Genomic DNA, 21279 nt, shown 5'->3' on the forward strand with positions numbered 1-21279 from the left:
CCGGTCAAACCGGCAGAACTTGTTGTCATTCCTTTCCCGCCCACGGAACCAGCTGACGCTCGATTCGGCGGATGATGAATTCCAGCACGAAGGCTATTGTCGCGATCACCACTATTCCCATCACCACGACATCGGTGACCAGGAACTGGGCGGCCGACTGGATCATGAAGCCGAGGCCGCGCGTTGCCGCCACCAGCTCGGCTGCAACCAGCGTCGACCAGCCGGCGCCGAGCGCGATGCGCAGGCCGGTGAGGATCGACGGCAGCGCGCTGGGCAGCATGACATGGCGCACCACTTGGCGCTGCGTCGCACCAAGCGAACGCGCCGCATCGATGCGCTCCTTTGAGACACCGCGCACGCCCGAGGCCGTCGACAGCGCCACCGGCGCCAGCATGGCAATGGCGATCACCAGGATCTTTGACGGCTCGCCGATGCCGAACCAGATGATGACCAGCGGCAGATAGGCGAGCGGCGGGATCGGCCGCAAAAATTCGAGCAAGGGATCGAAGATGCCGCGCCCGACCGTCGAAATGCCGATAGCCAGCCCAACCGGAACGCCGATGACGATGGCCGCGAGCAGCGCCGCGAACACGCGGCCGAGGCTGGCGACGATATGCTGCAGCAAAGTCGCGTCGACGAAGCCGTCCTTGATCACCACGATGAACTTGGTCCACACGGCGGCGGGCGACGGCAGGAACACCGGCGACACCAGTTGCAGGCGCGCAGACAGCGCCCATGCCGCCAGCACGACCAGGATGGTGACGGCGCTGATCGCCCGCGAGGAAACCCCGCGCCGCTTCCGCACCGGCCGCGACCACGGCACCGAAATGGCATCGGCCTCGCCGGTCCCGGTGGCCGGCCGCTCGCTGTAGGAGGTGACGCTCATGCCACCTCTCCTTCGAAGATCGCATCGGTCAGCTCGCCGCGCGCCGCGGCAAAGGCCGGATCGGCCTTGATGGTGCGGATCGGCTCGCCTGCGGCATAGCGCCGGCTGAAACCGGTCTCGAATGTCCGCACCACGCGGCCCGGTCCGGGCGCCAAAACGACGATGCTTGTGGCCAGCACCAGCGCCTCCTCGATGCCATGCGTGACCATCAGCACGCCGACCCGGCTTGCGGTCCACAGGTCGAGCAGCGTCGTCTGCATGCGCTCGCGCGTCAGCGCATCGAGTGCGCCGAGCGGTTCGTCGAGCAGCAGGAATTCCGGCTCGGCCGCGAGCGCTCGGGCGAGGCCGACGCGCTGGCGCATGCCGCCGGACAATTCCCAGATGCGTTTGTCGCCGACGCCGTCAAGCTTGACCAGCGCCAGCAACTGGTCGGCGCGGCGCGCCCGCTCGGCTTGCGGCACGCCGCGCAGCCTGAGCGCAAAGCCGACGTTTTCACGAGCCGTCAGCCAGGGAAACAGCGCATCGTTCTGGAACACGACCGCCCGGTCGGAGCCTGGGCCGGTGATCGGTCTGCCGCCGATCGTGGCGACCCCGCGCGCGGGTTCGACCAGGCCGGCGGCGACATTGAGCAGCGAGGTCTTGCCGCAGCCGGAGCGGCCGACCAGCACGACGAAATCGCCCTTGGCGACATCGATGGAAACTCGGTCGACCGCCGGCGCTGCTTGGCCGTCATAGTGAACCGAGGCCTTGTCGAGTACGAGATGCGGGTCGAGTACGAGATGCGGCATGAAAAGGGGCTCCGGAAGAAAATCAGCCTGCCCCGGCCCTCGTTAAGCGGATCCGGGACAGGCAGCACGCGGCGTCAGGGAAGAGGAAACCGCGCGTGTTCAGAGCAATTCCAGGAAAAGTGTGAAGCGGTTTTCCGTCCGGAATTGCGTAAAACTGAAGATCAGTTCGAGGCCAGAGCCTCGGTCACGTATTTCGACGACACGTATTTCGAATAGTCGGGCAGCACGGCGTCGATCTTGCCCTGCTCCTTGAGGAAGGCCGAAGCTGCCTCCATCGCCTTGACCGTGCCGCCGCCGAGGAATTTGTCGGAAGCCTGCTCCTCCAATGTCGGGAAGACGTAACCCTTGAGGAGCTGCGGCACCTCTTCCAGTTTGGCGCCGGTGATCTTGGCGATCTTGGCCGCTTCCGGCGACGAAACCGACCATGCCTCGGGCTTGGCCAGGAACTGGGCATAGGATTCGCCGGTCACCTTGACGAAATCGCGCACGGCGTCCGGGTTCTTTTCGGCGAAGTCGGTGCGCACGATCCAGGCGTCGAAGGTCGGCGCGCCCCAGGCGGCAACCTGCGAGGAATCCAGCACCACCTTGCCTGTCGTCTTGATCTGGCCGAGCGCCGGATCCCAGACATAGGCCGCGTCTATGTCGCCGCGGGCGAAGGCGGCGGCTATTTCCGGTGGCCTGAGATTAAGGATTTCGACCGACTTCGGGTCGACGTTTTCGTGCTTCAGCGCGGCAAGCAGGCTGTAATGCGTGGTCGACACGAACGGCACCGCCACCTTCTTGCCGGCGAGGTCGGCGATCTTCTCGATGCCGGATCCATTGCGGGCGACCAGCGCCTCGGACTGGCCGATCAGGCCGACGACAAAGATGGTCTGGATCGGCAGTTCGCGGCTGGCGGCCGCGGCCAGCGGACTCGAGCCGACATAGCCGATATCGACCGAACCGGATGCGACGGCGGCGATGACATCGGCACCGGAATCGAACTTACGCCAGTCGATCGTTGCCTTGGTCGCCTTTTCATAGGCGCCGTCGGCCTGTGCTACTTTCGAAGGTTCGACCACCGTTTGGTAGCCAATGGTGATGTTGAGGTCCTGCGCCTGGGCCGGGCCGAGGAAGGCCGCACCCGCCAAAGCTGCCGACGACAGGAGGACAATGCGTCGCGAAATGCTGGACATGAAAGGCTCCATGAAAAATGAGAAAAACCGGATGCCTGTTCATAGTCAGCTAATTCTATCATTCTTGTAGAGTTAAATCGTTCCAAGGAAAAAGCACTTGTTAGAAAAAAACCAACGGCTGATGCGGGCGCGGTGACCGGCCCGTGTCGGACCGTGCACAAACGCAAACGGCGCCCCAAAGGTGCTGAAGAGTTGGTGGTCCTGCCAACCCTCGCTACGGAAGAGGCCTGATTTGGTGCTCGGCGCGCCGCTTGCGGCCTGCCGCAGGATCGATGTCGAGCCGTTGAGCCTCACCGACTTCCGCAGCGACGGCCACCGCTGGATGCTGCGGTCAAGCGGCGTGCCGGTGGCCGCCAAGGCCGCCCGGTCTCAGAGCGGCAAGGCGGCGTCCTGATATCGGGCGCAGGGCGGCGCCCGAGTTGTCGGGAGTCATGTTCGCCGATCCGCGGGCTGCGACCCAAAATTCCCGGCAAAGCCCCAAATGGCGCAAATCCATGCTGTAAAAGACGGTTGATTTGAAAACACGTTCCGCGTGTTCGAGGGTAAGTATAGTAATCTTATCGACATTGGGAGCAGGAGCCGCCGTTCATCGCCGCAATCGCTCGCGGCTGGCTGTGACCGTAACGGCACAAAGCCTTGCTAAAGTGGCCCCTGCGGCGTGAAAACGAAGCAAAATCAAGGTTTCTCGGCTTGTATATCATGTCAGTAGAATTTATGTGTCGAAGCAGCTTGCACGCGGCGGGGAGGCACGTCAGGCGTTTCGCAACCGATGGTTTGGGCCATCGCCTGACAGAGAAACATTCGGTCTATGCTCACCAAAAAAGGCAAGTACGGCCTCAAGGCGCTGGTCCATCTGGCGCATCTGCCGGTGGGACAGCTCGCCTTCGTCGGCGACATCGCCAGCGGCAACAACATCCCGAAGAAATTCCTCGACGCCATTCTGGGCGAATTGCGCAATGCCGGTTTCGTCCAGAGCCGCAAGGGCAAGGATGGCGGCTATCGCCTGGCGCGCCCGGCCGACGAGATCAAGGTCGGCCATGTCGTGCGCGTCCTCGACGGACCGCTGGCGCCCATCCCCTGCGCCAGCCGCACCCAGTATCAGCGCTGTGAAGACTGCAATGAGGCGACATGCCAAGTCCGACATCTGATGCTCGAGGTCCGGCAGGCGATCGCCGAGGTGCTCGACCAGCGCACGCTGGCCGAGATGCGCGACATCGTCCTCGACGACCTTCCGGTCGCGAGGGACATCGACGAGCTTGCGCCGGCGCAAAAGGTCCCCGCCTGATCCTGAGCGTGCTCGCATGAGCGTCGCGCGCGCCAATTCGATCATCCGCAGCTCGATCATCATCGTCGGCGGCGGCGCCAGCGGCGTCGTGCTTGCCGCGCATCTGCTGAAGTCGCCCAACCCGGACCTTCGCGTCACGCTGATCGAAAAGCGTCCGCATTTCGGCCAGGGCATCGCCTATTCGACGCTTTTGTCGGCGCACGTGCTGAATGTCAGCGCTGCGGGGATGAGCGCCTATGCCGACGATCCCCTGAATTTCTGGCGCTGGTTGCAGGGGCGCGGCCTGATAAGCCAGGAACAGACGCCGCAGACACCCTTCTATGCACCGCGCAGCGTCTATGCCCGCTACCTCAAGGAAGTGCTCGACGAACTCGAAGCGCGCGAAAAGGAAACCGGCCGTCTCAGGCTGATTCGCGAGGAAAGCCTGTCGATCTCGCCGACATCGTCCGGCGTCGAAGTTGTGCTGGCCAACGGCACCAGCGTCGTCGCGCATCTGGCGGTGCTTGCCACCGGCCATGACGAGCAGCCCGGCGCCGGCCAAGGACACGCAATCCGCATGGGCACCGAGGCCGACACCGCGCTCGATCCTGAAGCCCGCGTGCTGGTGCTGGGCACCGGGCTCAGCATGGTCGACGCCTTCCTGTCGCTCGAGCAGCGCGGCCATCGCGGCGAGATCGTCGCCGTATCGCGGCGCGGGCTGCTGCCGTCGCCGCACCGCAAGGGCAACCCGATCAAGCTCGACGTCGCCGACATTCCGCTCGGCACGCAGCTCTCCTATTTCGTCGGCTGGTTCCGCGATCTGATCCGCGAAAACCAGAAGGCCGGCATCGACTGGCGCGACGTCGTCGATGGGCTGCGACCCTTCAATCAGAAGATCTGGCAGAACTGGCCGTCCTCGGCCAAGCGCCGCTTCGTTGAGCACACCAAGGCCTGGTGGGACATCCATCGCCATCGGCTGGCGCCCGAGGTGCATGCCCGCGTCACCGAAGCGGTGCGCACCGGCCGCATCCGCCCGGTCGCCGGCCGTGTCGTCGGCATCGAGGCTGGCGATGGATTCACCGTCGGCATCCAGTCTCGCCACACAAAGGCGCTGGAAACGCTGCAGGTCGCGCGCATCTATGATTGCACCGGCATCGCCCGCGACATCTCGACGACGTCGAACAGCGTCGTGCGCTCGCTGGTCGACCGCGGCCTGGCGCGGCCCGACCCGCTGCGGCTTGGTCTCGATGTCACAGCCAAGTGCGAAATCATCGCCGGCGACGGCACCGCATCGGCCAAGATCCTCGCCGTCGGGCCGCTGACCCGCGGCACCTTCTTCGAGATCGACGCCATCCCCGACATCCGCGTGCAATGCGCTAGGCTGAGCAAGCAGCTGCTAGGGTAAAGCTGTTGACGTCGGCGGGATAGCACGCCCCTCAGAGGGGGGTGGGAAGGATCGCTACGGAGGGTGTTGGGCTTGAGTCCAAAGCCGGCTTCAAACTGGAATTCCATTCCCCCTCTCGCCGGTTGATTGGCACGATCTACCTTCTTTCCGACTGCAAACGGCCGGAAAAGAAGCTACGCTGCCGCTCTGCCCCCGAGGCGGTCGCTTGTTCAAGGGAGCACATCGACATGAGCGAGCACGGAAAAGCTGCGCCAGGCAGTTCGGACGGCACGTTATCGCGCCTGCGTCCGCCATACGCCTCGGTGCTCGACCTCATCGGCCAGACGCCGGTGGTCGAACTGACCAAATTCGACACCGGCAAGTGCCGGCTGTTCATCAAGCTCGAAAGCCAGAATCCCGGCGGCTCGATCAAGGACCGCATTGCGCTGTCGATGATTGCCGCGGCCGAGAAGGAAGGCAAGCTGAAGCGCGGCGGCACCATCGTCGAGGCGACCGCCGGGAATACCGGTCTCGGCCTCGCCCAGGTCGGCATCCCCAAGGGCTACCGCATCATCCTCGTCGTGCCCGACAAGATGTCGCGCGAAAAGATCCAGCATCTGCGCGCGCTCGGCGCCGAAGTGCGCATGACGCGCTCCGATGTCGGCAAGGGCCATGCCGAATATTACCAGGACATGGCCGAGAAGATCGCATCGGAAACGCCCGGCGCCTTCTACGCCAACCAGTTCGCCAACCCGGCCAACCCCGAGGCGCATGAGACCACCACCGGACCGGAAATCCTTGCCCAGCTCGATGGCGACCTCGACGCCGTGGTCGTCGGCGTCGGCTCCGGCGGCACGCTGACCGGGCTTGGCCGCTACTTCGCCAGAACATCGCCGAAGACCGAAATGGTGCTGGCCGATCCGGTGGGGTCGGTGCTGGCGCCGCTGATCAAGACCGGCAAGATGGAAGAGGCCGGCAGCTGGACCGTCGAAGGCATCGGCGAGGATTTTGTGCCGCCCAATGCCGATCTGTCGCTGGTCAGGAAAGCCTATTCCATCCCAGACAAGCAGAGCATGCTGGCCGTGCGGGACCTGCTTTCGAAGGAAGGCATTCTCGCCGGCTCGTCTTCCGGCACGCTGCTGTCGGCCGCGCTTCGCTATTGCCGCGAGCAGACGACAGCGAAACGCGTCGTCACCTTCGTCTGCGACAGCGGCAACAAATATCTGTCCAAGGTGTTCGACGATTTCTGGCTGGCCGAACAGGGGCTGGCCGAACAGGAACAGCATGGCGATCTGCGCGACCTTGTCATGCGCTCGCACCGCACCGGCGACACCGTCTATGTCGGCCCCGACGAAAGCCTGCTCAACGCCTATGGCCGCATGCGCCGCTCCGATGTCTCGCAGCTGCCGGTGCTGGACAATGGCAAGCTGGTCGGCATTATCGATGAGGGCGATATATTGGCCAAGGTCGACGGCCCCTATGACGGCCGCTGGGACCGCTTCAACGCCCCGGTGCGCACCGCCATGACCTCCAATCTGCACACGCTGCAGGCCAGCCAGACGCTGGATGCGCTGCTGCCGGTGTTCGACCGCAACGAGGTCGCCATCATCTTCGATGGCGACGAGTTCGTCGGCCTGATAACCCGTATCGACCTGATCAACCATTTGAGGCGCGCACGATGACTGCTGAAACATCCCCATCGGGCAAGAACCGCCTGGCTTTTTCCACGCGCACCATCCATGGCGGCCAGAGCCATGACCCGCTGACCGGCGCGGTGATGGTGCCGATCTACGCGACTTCGACCTATGGCCAGCAGTCGCCCGGCGTGCACAAGGGGTTTGAGTACGCCCGCAGCCAGAACCCGACCCGCTTCGCCTTCGAGCGCGGGGTGGCCGATCTCGAAAGCGGCTCGGCCGCCTTTGCATTCGCTTCCGGCCTGGCGGCGATCTCGACCGTGCTCGAGCTGCTCGACAGCGGCGCCCATATCGTTGCAACCGACGACATCTATGGCGGCTCGTTCCGGCTGATGGAGCGGGTGCGCAAGCGCTCGGCCAATCTGCAGGTGAGTTTTGTGGACTTCACTGATCTGGCGGCGGTGGAAGCAGCGATCCGTCCGGAGACAAAACTGCTCTGGGTTGAAACCCCGACCAATCCGCTCCTGCGCATCGTCGACCTCGAAGGCGTTGCGGCACTCGCCAGGCGCAAGGGCGTATTGACGGTCGCCGACAACACGTTCTGCAGCCCCTACATCCAGCGGCCGCTGGAACTCGGCATCGACATCGTCGTGCACTCGACGACGAAATATCTCAACGGCCATTCCGACATGGTCGGCGGCGTCGCCATCGTCGGCGACAACAAGGACCTCGCCGCCCAGCTGAAATTCCTGCAGAACGCCATCGGAGCCATCTCCGGTCCCTTCGACAGTTTTCTCGCGCTGCGCGGCATCAAGACACTGGCGCTCAGGATGGAGCGGCATTCCACGAACGGCCTGAAGATTGCGCAGTGGCTGGAGGCGCGAAAAGATGTGCGCCGCGTCGTCTATCCCGGCCTGGCCAGCCATCCGCAGCACGCCATCGCCGTCCAACAGATGCATGCCTTCGGCGGCATGATCTCGGTCGACCTCGACCGCGAACTCGCCGGCACCAAACGCTTCCTCGAACGGACGCAACTGTTCACGCTGGCTGAAAGCCTCGGCGGCGTCGAAAGCCTGATCGAACACCCGGCGCTGATGACGCACGGCTCGATCCCGGCGGAAAAGCGCGCGGAAATCGGCATTTCGGATTCGCTGGTGCGGTTGTCGGCGGGGATAGAGGATGGCGATGATCTGATCGCCGATCTGGAGCAGGCGTTGCGGGGGTAGGCGTACCGGATGCGTACCGATGACAATGAGGGGCGGCGCTGACCATCAAGATTAAATCCCAATCCGCCGCGCGTTAACACATTCAGCAGCCTTTGCTTAACCCTTCGCCGCTATGTCCCGCCTGGGGTGGCATGGCGAGAGTGAGTGTGATGGACAACAGCCCGGAAAAGCGCAGCGAATGGCGAGCCATCTTTTATGTGCAGGCCCGCGTGGCCATCCTGTTCGTCCCGGTCGTCGCCAGTCTTCTGATCATTGCCGCACTTGCCGGCAACGACCACAGTCCCGACGCCCTCGACCGCACGGTTACTGGCTCCATAAAATAAACAGGGCTTCTTGTGCAGAAGGACCTAGCCTCCCACAAGGGCGGGGCAATCGCGTAGGACAGCGCCTGCCCCCACTCCGTCCGCTTCGCGGCCACCTCTCCCCCCATGTCCATGGGGGATGAGGAAACCCAAGCCTTTCAGGCTGCGAGCTCGGTGGTTGACATTTCCTCTCCCCCACGAATGTGGGGGTAGAGGTGGCTCGGCGAAGCCGAGACGGAGTGGGGGCGCGCCCTATCCGATTGCCCTGACCTTCGGGCGGACGCCATACACGATCGCCTTTGGTGCGATAAGGGCACAGCTGCCAGCCTGGCTCGCCTCAGAAAAACTTCGGGATCGGGCCGTTCTGCGGCGTCACGTCGCCTTCGAGGTCGATGAACGCCTCGTCGACAAAGCACCAGGCCCAGCCTTCCGGCGGGTCGTAGCCTTCGATGATAGGGTGCTTGGTGGCGTGGAAATGCTTGGTGGCGTGGCGGTTGGGCGAGTCGTCGCAGCAGCCGACATGGCCGCAGGTACGGCACAGCCTGAGATGCACCCACATGGAGCCGCTCTTCAGGCACTCCTCGCACCGAGCGCGCTCGGCGTCACCGTCTTGATGTCGCGCGTGTGTTTGCATTCATCCATTATGCTCTCCTGGCCAGTTCGGGCGCTGCTGCGTCGGGTCGCGCGAGATAGGCGTGCAAGGCAGCCACCACCTGGGCGCCTTCGCCGACGGCGGCGGCGACCCGCTTGACCGAGCCGGAGCGCACGTCGCCGATGGCGAACACGCCGCTGCGGCTGGTCTCCATCTGGCCCGCCCCTATGTCGGCGCCGGTGCGCACGAAGCCCCTGGCGTCGAGCGCGATATCGCACCCAGCCAGCCAATCGGTGTTGGGGTCGGCGCCGATGAACAGGAAGAGATGCTGGATCGGCCGCGTCTCGACGCCGCCGGGGTTGCGCCAACGCAACTGGGTGAGATTGCCGCCTTCGCCTTCCAGCGCCTCGATCTCGGTCTCGCCAAGCACCTCGATGTTGGGTTGCGCCTCGATACGCTCGACCAGATAGCGCGACATGGTTTCCCTGAGGCCGCCGCGGCGCGCCAGCATCGTCACCTTGCGAACCTGGCTGGCGAGATAGACCGCCGCCTGCCCCGCCGAATTGCCGGCGCCGACCAGCGCCACTTCTTGCCCTGTGCATAGCCGCGCCTCGATCGGCGAGGCCCAGTAATGCACCGACGTGCCCTCGAACTCGGCCAGCTTGGCGACGTCGAGGCGGCGGTAGCGCGCGCCGCTGGCGATCACCACGGTGCGCGCGCGCAGGCTTTCACCGTCGCCGACGGTGAGCGTGTAGCCCTCGCCTGCTGCACCGAGCAGCTTGGCCTCGTCCGGGATGACTATTTCGACGCCGAATTTCTGCGCCTGGTTATAGGCGCGCGCCATCAGCGCCATGCCGGAAATGCCGGTGGGGAAACCCAGATAGTTCTCGATGCGCGCGGAGGCGCCGGCCTGGCCGCCGAAGGCGCGGCAATCGAGCACGATGGTCGACAGCCCTTCGGATGCCGCATAGACCGCGGCCGCCAGCCCCGCCGGCCCGGCGCCGACAATGGCGACGTCATAGACCATCTCGGGATCGATCGGCCGCAGCAGGCCGATGCAGCGGGCAAGTTCGGTTTCGCCGGGATTGTGCATCAGCTTGCCGTTGGGGCAGAGCACGATCGGCAGATGGTGCGGGTCAACATGAAAATGCTCAATCAGCGTCTTGGCGCACGGGTCGCTGTCGGAATCGAGCGCGCGGTGCGGCTGGCCGCTGCGGCGCAGAAATCCCTGCAGCCGCAGCGTGTCGCCATTGCCGGCCGGGCCGACGACGACCGGCCCGCTCGAGCCGCTTTCCAGAAGCCCGACGCGGCGCAGGATCAGCGCCCGCATGATCCGCTCGCCAAGGCTTGCCTCCTGCACCATCAGGTCGCGCAGCCGCTGCGAGGGGATGACGAAGGCCTCGACCGGCTCGGCCGCCTCCGCATTGACCAGCGACGGCCGGCTGGAAAGCTGCGCCAGCTCGCCGATGAAATTGCCGGGACCATGAGTGACGATGGTCTCGCGCCGGCCAGGCCTGACATCCTGGGTGATATCGACCGTGCCCGACAGGATGACGATCAGCCCCGGCGCCACGGTGCCGGCGGTGACGATATGCTCGCCGGCGGCATAGGAACTCGCCTCGCCGAACCGGCGCATGCGCTCGATATCGGCGTCGCCCAGGATGGGAAACATCTGGTCGCGGCGGGTGACGGTGATCGGCTGGGTGGGTGGTGCCATAGGTGCGAGCGTAGCGCCGAGACGGCCGGGTTTGAAGTGGTTTGTTAAGCGCCTGGCCGGGAGGGCAGGTTGGTTCCCGCACCAACTCGTGCGGATGCCTCACATGGCCCCGCGCTGCAAGGCAAACAGTGCGCCGACAAGTGCGACCTTTATAAGGGCGAGCCCGAGCAGTACCGCCAGCAGTCCTCGCTCACCAGTATGCTGCAAGAGCAGCGCGCCGACGGTCGGCGCCGGGCTATCGCGTTACGCCAAGCGCCTGAGGTGCGGTAGTATCCTCGGGCTCCCCGAAGGCAGATCCCGGCGAAAGCCCATTCGTCACATCTTTGTAGAGCGCTATCGGATGCGGGCGCCCCACCAGATATCCTTGGATTTCGGGACATCCTTCCCTCATCAGGAAGGCACGCTCGTCCTCTGTTTCGACACCCTCCGCGATGACAGGCAAGGCCAGCGCATTCCCCAGGCTGAGTATCGTGCGCACGATGGCGGCCGATTGGACATTCGAACCGACACCCGAAACAAAACTGCGATCGATCTTGATCTTGTCGAATGGAAACGCCTGCAGCGAGGACAGCGAGGCATACCCGGTGCCAAAATCATCCATCGAGACCCTGACGCCCAACGCCTTCAACCTCCGCAAAACCGACAAGGCAGTTGCCCGGTCGCGGATGAGAACCCCTTCCGTGATTTCCAGTTCCAGCCGCCCCGGAGCAAGGCCGGTCTCGTAGAGGATAGAATGAACGAGGCCTACCAGGTCCCCGAAACGGAACTGCACGGGAGAGAGGTTGACGGCGATCTGCAGCGGTGAGGGCCAGGAGGCCGCGTCTCTGCACGCCTGCCTGAGCGTCCATTCACCTATCTCAACGATCGTGCCATCCTGTTCGGCAAGCGAGACAAACGCGTTTGGGGAGATGAGCCCATGCTTTGGATGGTGCCATCGGGCGAGTGCCTCGAAGCCGAAGATTTCGCCGTCCATCCTGGCTTGCGGCTGATAATGAAGCACAAGTTCGCCATGGGCGACCGCAGAGCGCAAATCTCGCTGCAAGGCGTAGCGCTCTCTTAGCCGCTTATCCATCTCAGGATCGAAGAATTGCACCATTCGACGACCGTCCGCCTTGGCCCGGTACAGCGCTGCGTCGGCATTTGCCATCAGCGCCGCGGCATTCTCTCCGTCTTTCGGATAGATCGCCGCGCCGATGCTCACCCCGATAGAAATGTGCTGGCCTCGGATTTCGAATTTGCCTGCCGCCGATTCGAACAGACGGTCCGCAACGTCCTTGGCACTCGCGGACCGGTCATCCATGGCCAGGACAACCGTGAATTCGTCGCCGCCCATGCGCGCGATAAAGGCCTCAGGCGCCGCGGTTTGGAGACGCCGGGAAATGGTGCAAAGCAGATCGTCGCCGGCGGCGTGCCCGAAAACGTCGTTCGCCTCTTTAAAATGGTCAAGGTCGATGCTGAAGACGGCAAAGCTGGCGTGCGTTGCTTTTGCGCGCTCGAGCGCCGTGGCCAGGTGTGCTGCAAGCGCGGCTCGGTTCGCCAGGCCGGTAAGCGGATCGTGGTGCGCGAGATGCGCGATTTCCTCGTGCCGTGCCATCAGTTCGGTGCGCGCTACGTTCATGTTCTCGCGCGCGTCGTCCAGGCCGTGGGCGGCTTCCCTCACCTTGTCCTGGAGCAGGTTGAAGCTTTCGGCCATCTCTCCAAGTTCGTCACGAGAGTTTACCGTAACCGGCATGATATTCACGGAGGCATGCGCCGCAGCGAGGTCTCCCCGCCCCAGGGCGACCATGGCAAGAGAGAAATCCTTCAGCGTTCCGGATGTCAGACGCTTTGCCGCGTTGCTCACCTCTGTCGCCGAATGGGTGATCATTCCCGGCAAGATCAGGCCAACGCTGATGGTCAGCAGCGCGACAACGACAAAAATGTCCTCCAGCGCGGCGACCAATGAAGTGTCGCCTTGGGGAACGCTGCCGATCGCCAGGAAATAGCCGGCACCGTCAAGCACGAGCACAAAAAGCATGGCTCCGGTAAGCTTCAGGTGAAGCGTATGTGGCAGCAAGGGTAGACCGAGTGCGTATCGATCCTCCATCGTGCGCCAGGCGTAGAGCGCAGCACCCGAATATGCCAAAGCCAGACCGAACAGGACGGTAGGAAGGCCAAATTGCTGAAATCCCAGTATGGCGGTCAACAGCCATATTGCAGCCGCGCCTACGCCAAGGATGATCGTTCCCCTGGGAGCCCGGAAGGGTCGCTCGGCTTCGGGACTATCACGGCGCAAGAGCCAGACTGCGATGTTTGGCATGCAGATGCTGATCAGGTACGTAAAATTGGCCGCGGCGATCATCCAGAGTGGATACCCGCACAGCATGAAGCCGATTGCCGCGGCAGCTGTGAGCAGCGTTGCCGCCCAAGGACAATCTGTTGAGGTGCGCCTGGCCAGGAAGCTCGGCAGCAGGCCGTCTTCGCTCAGCTGCGCAAGGGTCCGCGCGGCGCCTGCCAATGGCTGCAACGTTCCATGGAACATGTTCAGCATGATGAGCCAGATGGCGGCCGCCTTGCCGAAACTCCCCAACAAGGGCGCAAAGGTGGGCCCGAGAGCTATGGCGAGGTCGGTGCCGAGCGGCTCCGGCCCGAGCACACCCAGCCAGACAACCGGCAGGACCAGGAAATAGACGCCGGCCATTGCGGCGCTGGCCCACATCGCCAGAGGAATGTTGCGGTTGGGATCGATGGTTTCGCCAACATGGCAGGCTGCAGCCTCAAATGCCGGTGCGGCAAACCCGATCAGGTACAGTCCCGCCATCACCGACGTGATATCGCCGAACAGGCCGGTAAACGGGCTGGTCAGGGCAAAATCCGTCGCCTGCCGCCAGTCGACCGAGCCACTGATGACCGGGACGAGGGATGAGAGAAACGCAAGCGTCGCGGAGGCCGTGGCGATCGGGATCGCCAGTTGGACCACCCACTTGATTCCACACAGGTTCACCGTCGTAAAGAATGCGATAAGCCCGCAGGCGACCGCCTCCACGGGGAGGCCCGGCAGGTACCATTGCTGGATTGCAGACGCTGAAAGAACCGCTGTCAGTCCGCAGGTCGGCACCCAACCCCACCAATAGCAGGTGCCCGTCAGAGCCGAGAGAACGGGACTGTAAGGTCGGAAAGCTTCGGCGCACGCTGCAGAGATACCGCCGACGCGGTTTGGCCACATGAGAACCAATTCGGTCCAAGCCGGCGCGGCGGCCCAGCTTAGAAGCAGACCAACAACTAGCAAAGGAACCGCGGCGCTTCCTTGACCGGGAATATTCCCCTGGCCGACAAAAAGGGCGGCAATCAGAAACAGGCTTTGATTGCTGCCACCCATGGCGAGCGCTGTCGTGCCCATCCATCCCAAGGTTCTCGGGTGCGGTCGTGAAGGCGTGAGGCCCGGCATTCAGAGACATCCATTCGAGTGCGGAGCGCTGTCTGACTGGCGAATGTAACCTGCGGAGATATGTCTGTCGAACGTCGCGCTCCCGAAGTCAAAGTTGGACCTTAGGTGAGACGTATTAAGACTTCGTACCAAACCAGATCCGCCCGATGATCGCTGTCAACTTGCGGTAGCTGCGGTTCAATCATGCTGATGCCGGCCCGAATGGATCGATCTCCTCCGATCTGGGATATCATATCAATTTTATCTAATCGCCCACTATCAGGGATAGTCGCGAATACAGCCTAATATCAATTATTATCGACAAATCTCGTGATTGCGGGGCGCCATCATTCGAAACGGAGGCTGAAGTCGACTGTAGATCGCTAAGCACATTGACCGCTTTTGACTTCGTACCTCGCCATCGTGGGGGCAAGCACCGAGACTTCACGCCGTGCCTCAAGTTGGAGCTAACTTGTGCGAGCACGCCGCATAGCCGCGCGTTGCAGGGTAAACAGCGCGCCGACCACGCTGGGCGCGGCGGTCGGCCTCGGCGCGCTGGTGGTCCTTCCCAGGCCGGCGCCCGTACGGTCGAGATGGCGATCGCCCGCTACCATCATCCGATCTGGACCAAACTGGCCTCGGTGACATTTGTGACCATAGGCGTGGCGACGCTCTGGACCGGCCTGCCGGTTCTGCCGGCCGCGCTGATACGGCGCCGGCATCGGCTCGCATGGCCGGGTATCTTCACATGCGGCGACATGGTGTTCTGGACGATGCTTGAGCGCGACGCGACCTCGCCAGCGGGCACGCCTTCGACGCCGGCCCGCAGCAGGAATGTGTTCAGCACCAGAACACTTGGGATCAGCGTTGCGGGAGCCTGCACACGTGAGTACTTCGCCCTTACAAGCCTTCCGGCTGGTCCTCGAGGACGAACGAAGCTGCAATCAGGTCATCGCCGCTGATGCGGCCACTGCCGCCAACCATGATGGATGCGACTTTCTGAAAGGTCTTCATGTCGGCCTCTGTTATGCGCGCATCGCGCATTCTCGCCCTGAGAGAACCCAGGCGGGCATCGAGGGCTGGCGATGTCTCGACGTCATCGATCATCTTCGATCATCCTGGAGCGCAATGTTAAATCCGCAGCCCGCCGCCATGGTCGGCGGCGGGCTGCAGCTATTCGATCAGTCGTAGACCTTCACAATTTTCCGGGTGCCGGGGTCGACCAGGACGGTGCGGTTGTCGACCACGACATAGCGGTATTTGACGTTNTTCAGACGTGTGCTCTTCCGATCTTCACAATTTTCCGGGTGCCGGGGTCGACCAGGACGGTGCGGTTGTCGACCACGACATAGCGGTATTTGACGTTGGGAACTTCGTGCAGCTCGACCGTATCAGGCAAGGCACTGCCGACGTTCAGCTCCACGCCCGGGATCTTCACCGAAGCCAGCGGCTGCTTTTTCACATACTCGCGGACGACCGTATCCTGCTCCGGTGTGATGACGACATCCTGAGCTGCGGCGGCGCCGACGACAGCCAAAAGCAACAAGCCTGCGGCGGCACTTGCAAAGTGGATTTTCATGGTTTTCTCCTCGCGTAATCCGGCGACGGCACCACGCCTGTTCGCCGAGGGACCGAACTTGAGATCAGCCAGATTGTTCCTGTGACTTCAGTCCGCGGCGAACCAGACCAAAGTCGGATATCAGCTAAGACCCAAGTCCCGAGGCGGAACGTTCAAGCGGGGCAGGCGTTTCCCAAATGCAACTAAATAAAACAGGAGAGGAACACATGGCAGACGGCCCAACTGTTGTTAATTCTGGGGGTAGCGGCGGCACTGCGATTGCTGTTGTTCTTGCACTTATTGCGGTCGTAGTGTTGCTTATTTTTACCGGCGTCATCAATATCCGCGGCGACGGCGGCAAGGATATCAACGTCAAGGTTGAAGCGCCAAAGGTGGAAGCTCCGGCTGCACCCGCAAAGCCTGCGGCACCTGCCCCAGCCCCTGCGAGTGGCGGCTGATCTGCTCGCATCCACACTTCCGAACTGACCTATGAAAAGGAAATTCCCATGACCAGATATTTCGTCAGCGCCGCCGGCGCCCTCGTCCTTATGGCGGGCATCGGCACCTCGTTTGCCGAGGACGTTATTGTTCTCAAGCCCGAACAACAGACGGTCGTTCGCGAATATATCCATAAGCAAAAGCTGGCATCAGTCAGTTTGCTCGGCGTCGAACTCAATGTCGGCACGGCACTTCCAGACACTGTCGAGCTCCACGCAATCGACGTTCCGGATGTCCGCTACAAGTATACGGTTGTCGGAGATCATGCGGTTCTCGTCGATCCCGACACGCGCAAGGTCGTGCAGATCATCGAATAACGCGCGAGCCCGCCGCTCCGGTCTGGAGCGGCGGGCTGTGGCTGCCCTGTGAAAGTCTACGGGCAGCCTTTTCTCAACGGGAGGATGTCTGATGTTTAGCGACAAGGAAACTTGGGTCCTGGAAGCTGCCTTACTCGCGGCAATTCCAATTTGCGTAGCCGTCACCGCACTCGTGGCATTTTTGACCGCGGCCTTGATATGAATCGCTTCCTGTTTGTGATGGGCGACTTTCTATCCCGGCCACCGGGCTTCTATGTCCTTCTTGTAGCCATGCTGCTCTGTACTGCGTTGGTGCCATTCGGCCTGACGAATGTGGTCACCTACGCATTGTCGGTAGCGGCCATCGTGATCACCGGCGTTGTACTGATCCAGGGTTACCGCGACACGGCCGCCATTCACGCCAAGCTTGATGAGATTATCGTTTCGCTGAATGAGACCAGAAACGATGTCGTCGGCTTGGAGCATGCCGAGCCGGAGGAGATTCGGGAGAAGCTCCAGACACTCGAAGAAGAAGCAATGAAAGCGGTTCGCCCGCCGCATTGACCCTCCGCCGGACTATCTGTCATCCATCAGCAAAAAAGCCCGGGAAACCGGGCTTTTTTGCTTCGCGTCTAAATCATTTCGGATTTATCCGAAACGGGAATTTGGTGCCCAGAAGAGGACTCGAACCTCCACTCCTTGCGGAACACGGACCTGAACCGTGCGCGTCTACCAATTCCGCCATCTGGGCTGGTGCGGGCTCATGTAAGCGGGCAAACGATATGTGTCAACGCGCTTTTTCGAGGGCCGCTGCCTGCCGGCTTAGTTTCCCGGGGGTCAGCGCCGCCCCTCACCTGCCTGCCGGCATCCTCTCCCCGTACGGTGACGGGGAGAGGGGCGCTCTCATCGATGAATTTTCGCCAGTCACCTGCGTCACAAGAAGAGCGCCGAGGCTGCGGCCAGCCCTTTCTCCCCGTCACTATACGGGGAGAAATGCCCGGCAGGGCAATGAGGGGCAGCGCCGACTTGGCGAATGCGCTGGCCGAAAACCTCACCCCTCCAGCACGTCCTTCGACGCCACAGTGGAATCGGCGTTGAGCTTGTAGATCACCGGCACGCCGGTGCCGAGCTCGAGCTTGACGATCTCCTCGCCGCTCTTGCCGTCCAGCGCCATGATCAGCGCGCGCAGCGAATTGCCATGCGCGGCGACCAGCACGGTGCCGCCTTTCAGAACATGCGACTGCATGTCGTGCAGGTAATAGGGCCAGACGCGGGCGCCGGTGTCCTTCAGGCTTTCGCCGCCGGGCGGCGGCACGTCGTAGGAGCGGCGCCAGATGTGCACCTGCTCCTCGCCCCACTTCTGGCGCGCGTCGTCCTTGTTGAGGCCGGAGAGATCGCCATAGTCGCGCTCGTTCAGCGCCTGGTCGCGGATCGTCTTCAAATCGCTCTGGCCGACCGCGTCGAGAATGTGCTGGCAGGTCTTCTGCGCCCGCATCAGCGCCGAGGTGAAGGCAATGTCGAATTTCAAGCCGCGTGCCTTGAGCTTCTGGCCGGCTTCCTTGGCCTCCTTGTGGCCCTGCTCGGTAAGGTCGACATCGCGCCAGCCGGTGAACAGGTTCTTCAGGTTCCATTCGCTCTGGCCGTGGCGCACGAGCACGAGAGTTCCCGACATGTTTGCTCCTTCAAAATTATGGATAGTTTAGCTCAAGCCGAGCACGTCCCGCATGGAATAAAGTCCAGGCTTTTTACCGCGCGCCCAGAGCGCGGCCTTGACCGCGCCGCGGGCAAAGATGGCGCGGTCCTCGGCATGGTGCGACAGCGTGATGCGCTCGCCGGTCCCGGCCAGGATGACGCTGTGGTCGCCGACCACCGAGCCACCGCGCAAGCTGGCAAAGCCGATCGTTCCTGGCTTGCGCACGCCGGTATGGCCATCGCGTGACCGCACATCGTTGCCGGCAAGGGAAATGCCGCGTCCCGCCGCCGCCGCTTCGCCGAGCAGCAAGGCGGTGCCCGAGGGCGCGTCGACCTTGTGCTTGTGATGCATTTCGAGGATCTCGATGTCGAAATCCTCTGGACCGAGCGCGCGCGCGGCCTGCTCGACCAGCACCGCCAGAAGATTGACGCCGAGGCTCATATTACCGGATTTGACGATCGTCGCGTGGCGCGCCGCCGCTTCGATCCTAGCGTCGTCTTCCGCCGAGCAGCCGGTGGTGCCGATGACATGGGCAATGCGTGCCTGCGCGGCATAGCCTGCGAATTCGACGGTGGCTGCCGGCATGGTGAAATCAAGCACGCCGTCGGCCTTGGCGAACACCGGCAGCGGATCGTCCCCGATCGTCACATTGATGATGCCGATGCCGGCAAGCTCGCCCGCATCCCTGCCGAGATAGGGCGATCCGGCTCGTTCGACCGCGCCGACGACGCGGGCGCCGGGGATCGAATGGATGGCGCGGATCAGCGTCTGGCCCATGCGGCCGGCCGCCCCCACCACCACCAGGCCCATTTCGCCGGATTCGCTCATGCTGTTCTCCCCACCGCCTTCTTGGCGCGGCTGCGCCGGACCGGAGTTTGGACGGGCTTGGAGTCGTCGACAAGCCCCAGTCCGTTCTTGCCTTGAATGCGGTGGAAGCGGGCGTAGACACTGTTTGGATCGGCCATCAGTGCGGCATGGGTGCCTTCCTCGACCAGGCGGCCCTCTTCAAGCACGATAATGTGGTCGGCGTTGACGACCGTCGACAGGCGGTGCGCTATCACGATGGTGGTGCGCCCTTCCATCACATGGGTCAGCGCCTCCTGGACGCGCGCCTCGGCCTCGTTGTCGAGCGCCGAGGTCGCTTCGTCGAGCAAAAGGATCGGCGCGTTGCGCACGATCGCCCGCGCAATCGAGACGCGCTGGCGCTGGCCGCCGGAAAGTGTCGAGCCGCCCTCGCCGACGGGCGTGTCGTAGCCCTGCGGCTGCTGACGGATGAACTCGTCGGCCGCCGCCAGCACCGCCGCCCGCTCGATCTCGGCGTCGGTCGCCGAAAGCCGGCCGAAACGGATGTTGTCGCGTATGCTGCCTTCGAACAGATAGGGCGCCTGCGAGACATAGGCGATCGAGCCGCGCAGCGAGTGCTTGGTGACTTTGGAAATGTCCTGGCCATCGATCTCGATCGAACCCTTGTCGACATCGTAGAAGCGCTGCAGCAGCGCCACGAGCGTCGTCTTGCCGGCGCCCGAGGCCCCGACCACCGCCGTAACCTTGCCGGCCGCGGCGGTGAAACTCAGGTTCCTGATCACCGGCATGTCGGCGCTGTAGCCGAACGTCACATTGTCGAAGCGAACCTCGCCGGTGGTGATCCTGGCTTCGACCGCGTCGGGCGCATCGCCCTGTTTAGGCTCCAGGTCGAGCAGCTCGTAAATCATCCGGGCGTTGACCAGGGCACGTTCCATACCGACCTGCGTACGAGCCAGGCGCCGTGCCGGATCGTAGGCCATGATCAGCGCGGTGATGAAGGAAAACACAGCGCCTGGTGGTTGTCCGAGCACCAGCGCCCGGTAGCCGGAATAGGCAAGGACAGAGGTAATGGCGAGACCGCCCAAAATCTCGGAAATCGGCGACAGCCGCTCCGCGACCCGGGCGATCTTGTTGTTACGTTGCTCGGCCTTATCGGCCATGATGCCGATCCGGCGCGCCAGCTCGGCTTCCAGGGTGAAGGCCTTGACGATGGCGATGCCTTGCGTGGCCTCCTGTACGGACCCGTTCAGCCGCGAGTTGATCAGCACCGATTCCCGGTTGATGCGCCGCAATCGGCGGGTGATGTAGACGACGGCCCAGATCAGCGGCGGCCCGATCAGCAGCGAGCTGAGCGACAACACCGGATCCTGGTAGATCATGACGCCAACGAGGGCGATCAGCGAGACCGCGTCGCGGCTGATGGAGGTCAGCGTCAGCGACAGCAGATCGCGAACGCCGCCGACATTCTCGTTGACCTGTGCCGCCAGCCGACCGGAACGCGTATCGTTGAAGAAGTCGACGCCGAGCTTCATCAGGTGGTCGAAGCTGCGCTTCTGGTAGCGGGCGACCAGATTGTTGCCGATCTTGGCCAACGCGACCGCCTGGCCGTAACCGGCGAAGCCGCGCAGCACGGAGGCGGCCATGAACCCGGCGCAGATCCAGACGATCATGTCGCCGCGTCGTTCGTAGAAGATCTCGTTGATCATCGGGGCCATGATCCACGCCGTGAAGGCGGTGGTGGCGGAAACAATCAGCAGGCAGCCGACGGCAACGACATAGGTCCAGCGATATTCACTACCGTTTTCGGCCAGGATGCGGCGCAGCACCGCAGTGACCTCAGCTGGCTGGACTTTCAGTTTGAGTGGACTTTGAGCGGTCAAATCGCGGGCGCTTCGTGGTTTGCTAGAGCATGATGCCGAGAAGTGTGAAGCGGTTTTCGGACGACATCATGCTCTATCTCTTTGATTTAGAGCCGGATGATTTCAGGTCGATTCGATCTGAAATCAACCGGCATCTAGGGATGCCAGGCTGGAATTCGGCCCCCTCTTAGCGCCCC

At 63.0% G+C, this 21279-nt stretch carries 20 protein-coding genes, 1 tRNA gene and 2 pseudogenes; 9 read left to right on the forward strand and 14 right to left on the reverse strand.

Annotation, left to right across the window (positions count from 1 at the left end):
• Positions 1 to 25 precede the first annotated feature (25 nt).
• The 3 genes from X727_RS146905 to tauA form a co-directional block, all read right to left on the reverse strand.
• Positions 26 to 886 carry an ABC transporter permease subunit gene (locus tag X727_RS146905; protein WP_023834546.1) on the reverse strand — a complete coding sequence of 287 codons (861 nt, stop codon included), beginning with the start codon at positions 884 to 886 and terminating at the stop codon, positions 26 to 28.
• Complete coding sequence (locus X727_RS146900; RefSeq protein WP_023672087.1) at positions 883 to 1674, reverse strand: taurine ABC transporter ATP-binding protein; 792 nt, start codon at positions 1672 to 1674, stop codon at positions 883 to 885. Before X727_RS146900 ends, X727_RS146905 begins: the two co-directional genes overlap by 4 nt.
• Before the next feature lie 161 nt (positions 1675 to 1835).
• Positions 1836 to 2849, reverse strand: a complete 1014-nt coding sequence (gene tauA, locus X727_RS146895) for a taurine ABC transporter substrate-binding protein (RefSeq protein WP_023672086.1) — start codon at positions 2847 to 2849, stop codon at positions 1836 to 1838.
• 232 nt (positions 2850 to 3081) lie between these two features.
• On the opposite strand from tauA, the gene X727_RS1000000168000 reads away from it, so the two are divergent.
• The 6 genes from X727_RS1000000168000 (at position 3082) to X727_RS1000000166635 (ending at position 8680) form a co-directional block, all read left to right on the forward strand.
• Positions 3082 to 3243, forward strand: a complete 162-nt coding sequence (locus tag X727_RS1000000168000) for a hypothetical protein (protein WP_023706948.1) — start codon at positions 3082 to 3084, stop codon at positions 3241 to 3243.
• A 414-nt stretch (positions 3244 to 3657) separates the two neighbouring features.
• Complete coding sequence (locus X727_RS146890) at positions 3658 to 4134, forward strand: Rrf2 family transcriptional regulator (RefSeq protein WP_023672084.1); 477 nt, start codon at positions 3658 to 3660, stop codon at positions 4132 to 4134.
• A 16-nt stretch (positions 4135 to 4150) separates the two neighbouring features.
• Positions 4151 to 5518, forward strand: a complete 1368-nt coding sequence (locus X727_RS146885; protein WP_023672083.1) for an FAD/NAD(P)-binding protein — start codon at positions 4151 to 4153, stop codon at positions 5516 to 5518.
• A 227-nt stretch (positions 5519 to 5745) separates the two neighbouring features.
• Positions 5746 to 7179, forward strand: a complete 1434-nt coding sequence (locus X727_RS146880) for a pyridoxal-phosphate dependent enzyme (protein ID WP_023687574.1) — start codon at positions 5746 to 5748, stop codon at positions 7177 to 7179.
• On the forward strand, positions 7176 to 8357 hold the full coding sequence (locus X727_RS146875; RefSeq protein ID WP_023834547.1) for a PLP-dependent aspartate aminotransferase family protein: 1182 nt from the start codon (positions 7176 to 7178) through the stop codon (positions 8355 to 8357). Before X727_RS146880 ends, X727_RS146875 begins: the two co-directional genes overlap by 4 nt.
• A gap of 149 nt (positions 8358 to 8506) precedes the next feature.
• Positions 8507 to 8680 carry a hypothetical protein gene (locus X727_RS1000000166635; RefSeq protein WP_023752815.1) on the forward strand — a complete coding sequence of 58 codons (174 nt, stop codon included), beginning with the start codon at positions 8507 to 8509 and terminating at the stop codon, positions 8678 to 8680.
• A 316-nt stretch (positions 8681 to 8996) separates the two neighbouring features.
• On the opposite strand, the pseudogene X727_RS01000000164815 reads toward X727_RS1000000166635, so the two are convergent.
• The 7 genes and pseudogenes from X727_RS01000000164815 to X727_RS146855 form a co-directional block, all read right to left on the reverse strand.
• Positions 8997 to 9301 (reverse strand): annotated as a pseudogene (locus X727_RS01000000164815) (UBP-type zinc finger domain-containing protein).
• Positions 9301 to 10968 (reverse strand): FAD-dependent oxidoreductase, encoded by a 1668-nt coding sequence (locus X727_RS146870; RefSeq protein ID WP_023834548.1) that lies wholly within the window; start codon positions 10966 to 10968, stop codon positions 9301 to 9303. The pseudogene X727_RS01000000164815 and the gene X727_RS146870 overlap by 1 nt, the downstream one beginning before the upstream one ends.
• Before the next feature lie 235 nt (positions 10969 to 11203).
• Positions 11204 to 14347, reverse strand: coding sequence for an amino acid permease (locus tag X727_RS1000000168580; protein WP_210163669.1), 3144 nt, complete (start codon positions 14345 to 14347; stop codon positions 11204 to 11206).
• Positions 14348 to 14987: 640 nt separating this feature from the next.
• Complete coding sequence (locus X727_RS1000000168010; protein WP_031196666.1) at positions 14988 to 15257, reverse strand: hypothetical protein; 270 nt, start codon at positions 15255 to 15257, stop codon at positions 14988 to 14990.
• A 17-nt stretch (positions 15258 to 15274) separates the two neighbouring features.
• Positions 15275 to 15481 carry a hypothetical protein gene (locus tag X727_RS146860; protein WP_023698078.1) on the reverse strand — a complete coding sequence of 69 codons (207 nt, stop codon included), beginning with the start codon at positions 15479 to 15481 and terminating at the stop codon, positions 15275 to 15277.
• Between the two features lie 74 nt (positions 15482 to 15555).
• Positions 15556 to 15648, reverse strand: a pseudogene (locus tag X727_RS1000000168015) (DUF1236 domain-containing protein); the annotation flags it as partial.
• Complete coding sequence (locus tag X727_RS146855; protein ID WP_023834550.1) at positions 15645 to 15953, reverse strand: DUF1236 domain-containing protein; 309 nt, start codon at positions 15951 to 15953, stop codon at positions 15645 to 15647. The pseudogene X727_RS1000000168015 and the gene X727_RS146855, both read right to left, overlap by 4 nt.
• 206 nt (positions 15954 to 16159) lie before the next feature.
• Between X727_RS146855 and X727_RS1000000166650 the strand changes: the two genes are divergently transcribed.
• From X727_RS1000000166650 to X727_RS146845, 3 genes are all read left to right on the forward strand, one after another.
• Positions 16160 to 16390 carry a hypothetical protein gene (locus X727_RS1000000166650; RefSeq protein ID WP_081726152.1) on the forward strand — a complete coding sequence of 77 codons (231 nt, stop codon included), beginning with the start codon at positions 16160 to 16162 and terminating at the stop codon, positions 16388 to 16390.
• Positions 16391 to 16438: 48 nt separating this feature from the next.
• The gene (locus X727_RS146850) at positions 16439 to 16747 is read left to right on the forward strand and encodes a DUF1236 domain-containing protein (RefSeq protein ID WP_023672071.1); all 309 of its coding nucleotides are present in this window, start codon (positions 16439 to 16441) and stop codon (positions 16745 to 16747) included.
• Positions 16748 to 16945: 198 nt separating this feature from the next.
• Entirely contained in the window at positions 16946 to 17290 is a 345-nt protein-coding gene (locus X727_RS146845) for a low affinity iron permease family protein (RefSeq protein ID WP_023672069.1), read from the forward strand.
• A 102-nt stretch (positions 17291 to 17392) separates the two neighbouring features.
• Here the strand turns inward: X727_RS146845 and X727_RS146840 are convergent.
• From X727_RS146840 to X727_RS146825, 4 genes are all read right to left on the reverse strand, one after another.
• A tRNA-Leu gene (locus X727_RS146840) sits at positions 17393 to 17477 on the reverse strand.
• Between the two features lie 300 nt (positions 17478 to 17777).
• Positions 17778 to 18398, reverse strand: a complete 621-nt coding sequence (locus X727_RS146835) for a 2,3-bisphosphoglycerate-dependent phosphoglycerate mutase (RefSeq protein WP_023834551.1) — start codon at positions 18396 to 18398, stop codon at positions 17778 to 17780.
• A 27-nt stretch (positions 18399 to 18425) separates the two neighbouring features.
• A complete protein-coding gene (gene dapB, locus X727_RS146830) occupies positions 18426 to 19247 on the reverse strand; it encodes a 4-hydroxy-tetrahydrodipicolinate reductase (protein ID WP_023698074.1) in 822 nt (273 codons plus the stop codon).
• Complete coding sequence (locus tag X727_RS146825) at positions 19244 to 21103, reverse strand: ABC transporter ATP-binding protein (RefSeq protein ID WP_023755929.1); 1860 nt, start codon at positions 21101 to 21103, stop codon at positions 19244 to 19246. Before X727_RS146825 ends, dapB begins: the two co-directional genes overlap by 4 nt.
• Between the last annotated feature and the right edge of the window lie 176 nt (positions 21104 to 21279).

Origin of the sequence: Mesorhizobium sp. L103C105A0, from assembly GCF_000502215.1 — a bacterium.
Classification (GTDB): domain Bacteria; phylum Pseudomonadota; class Alphaproteobacteria; order Rhizobiales; family Rhizobiaceae; genus Mesorhizobium.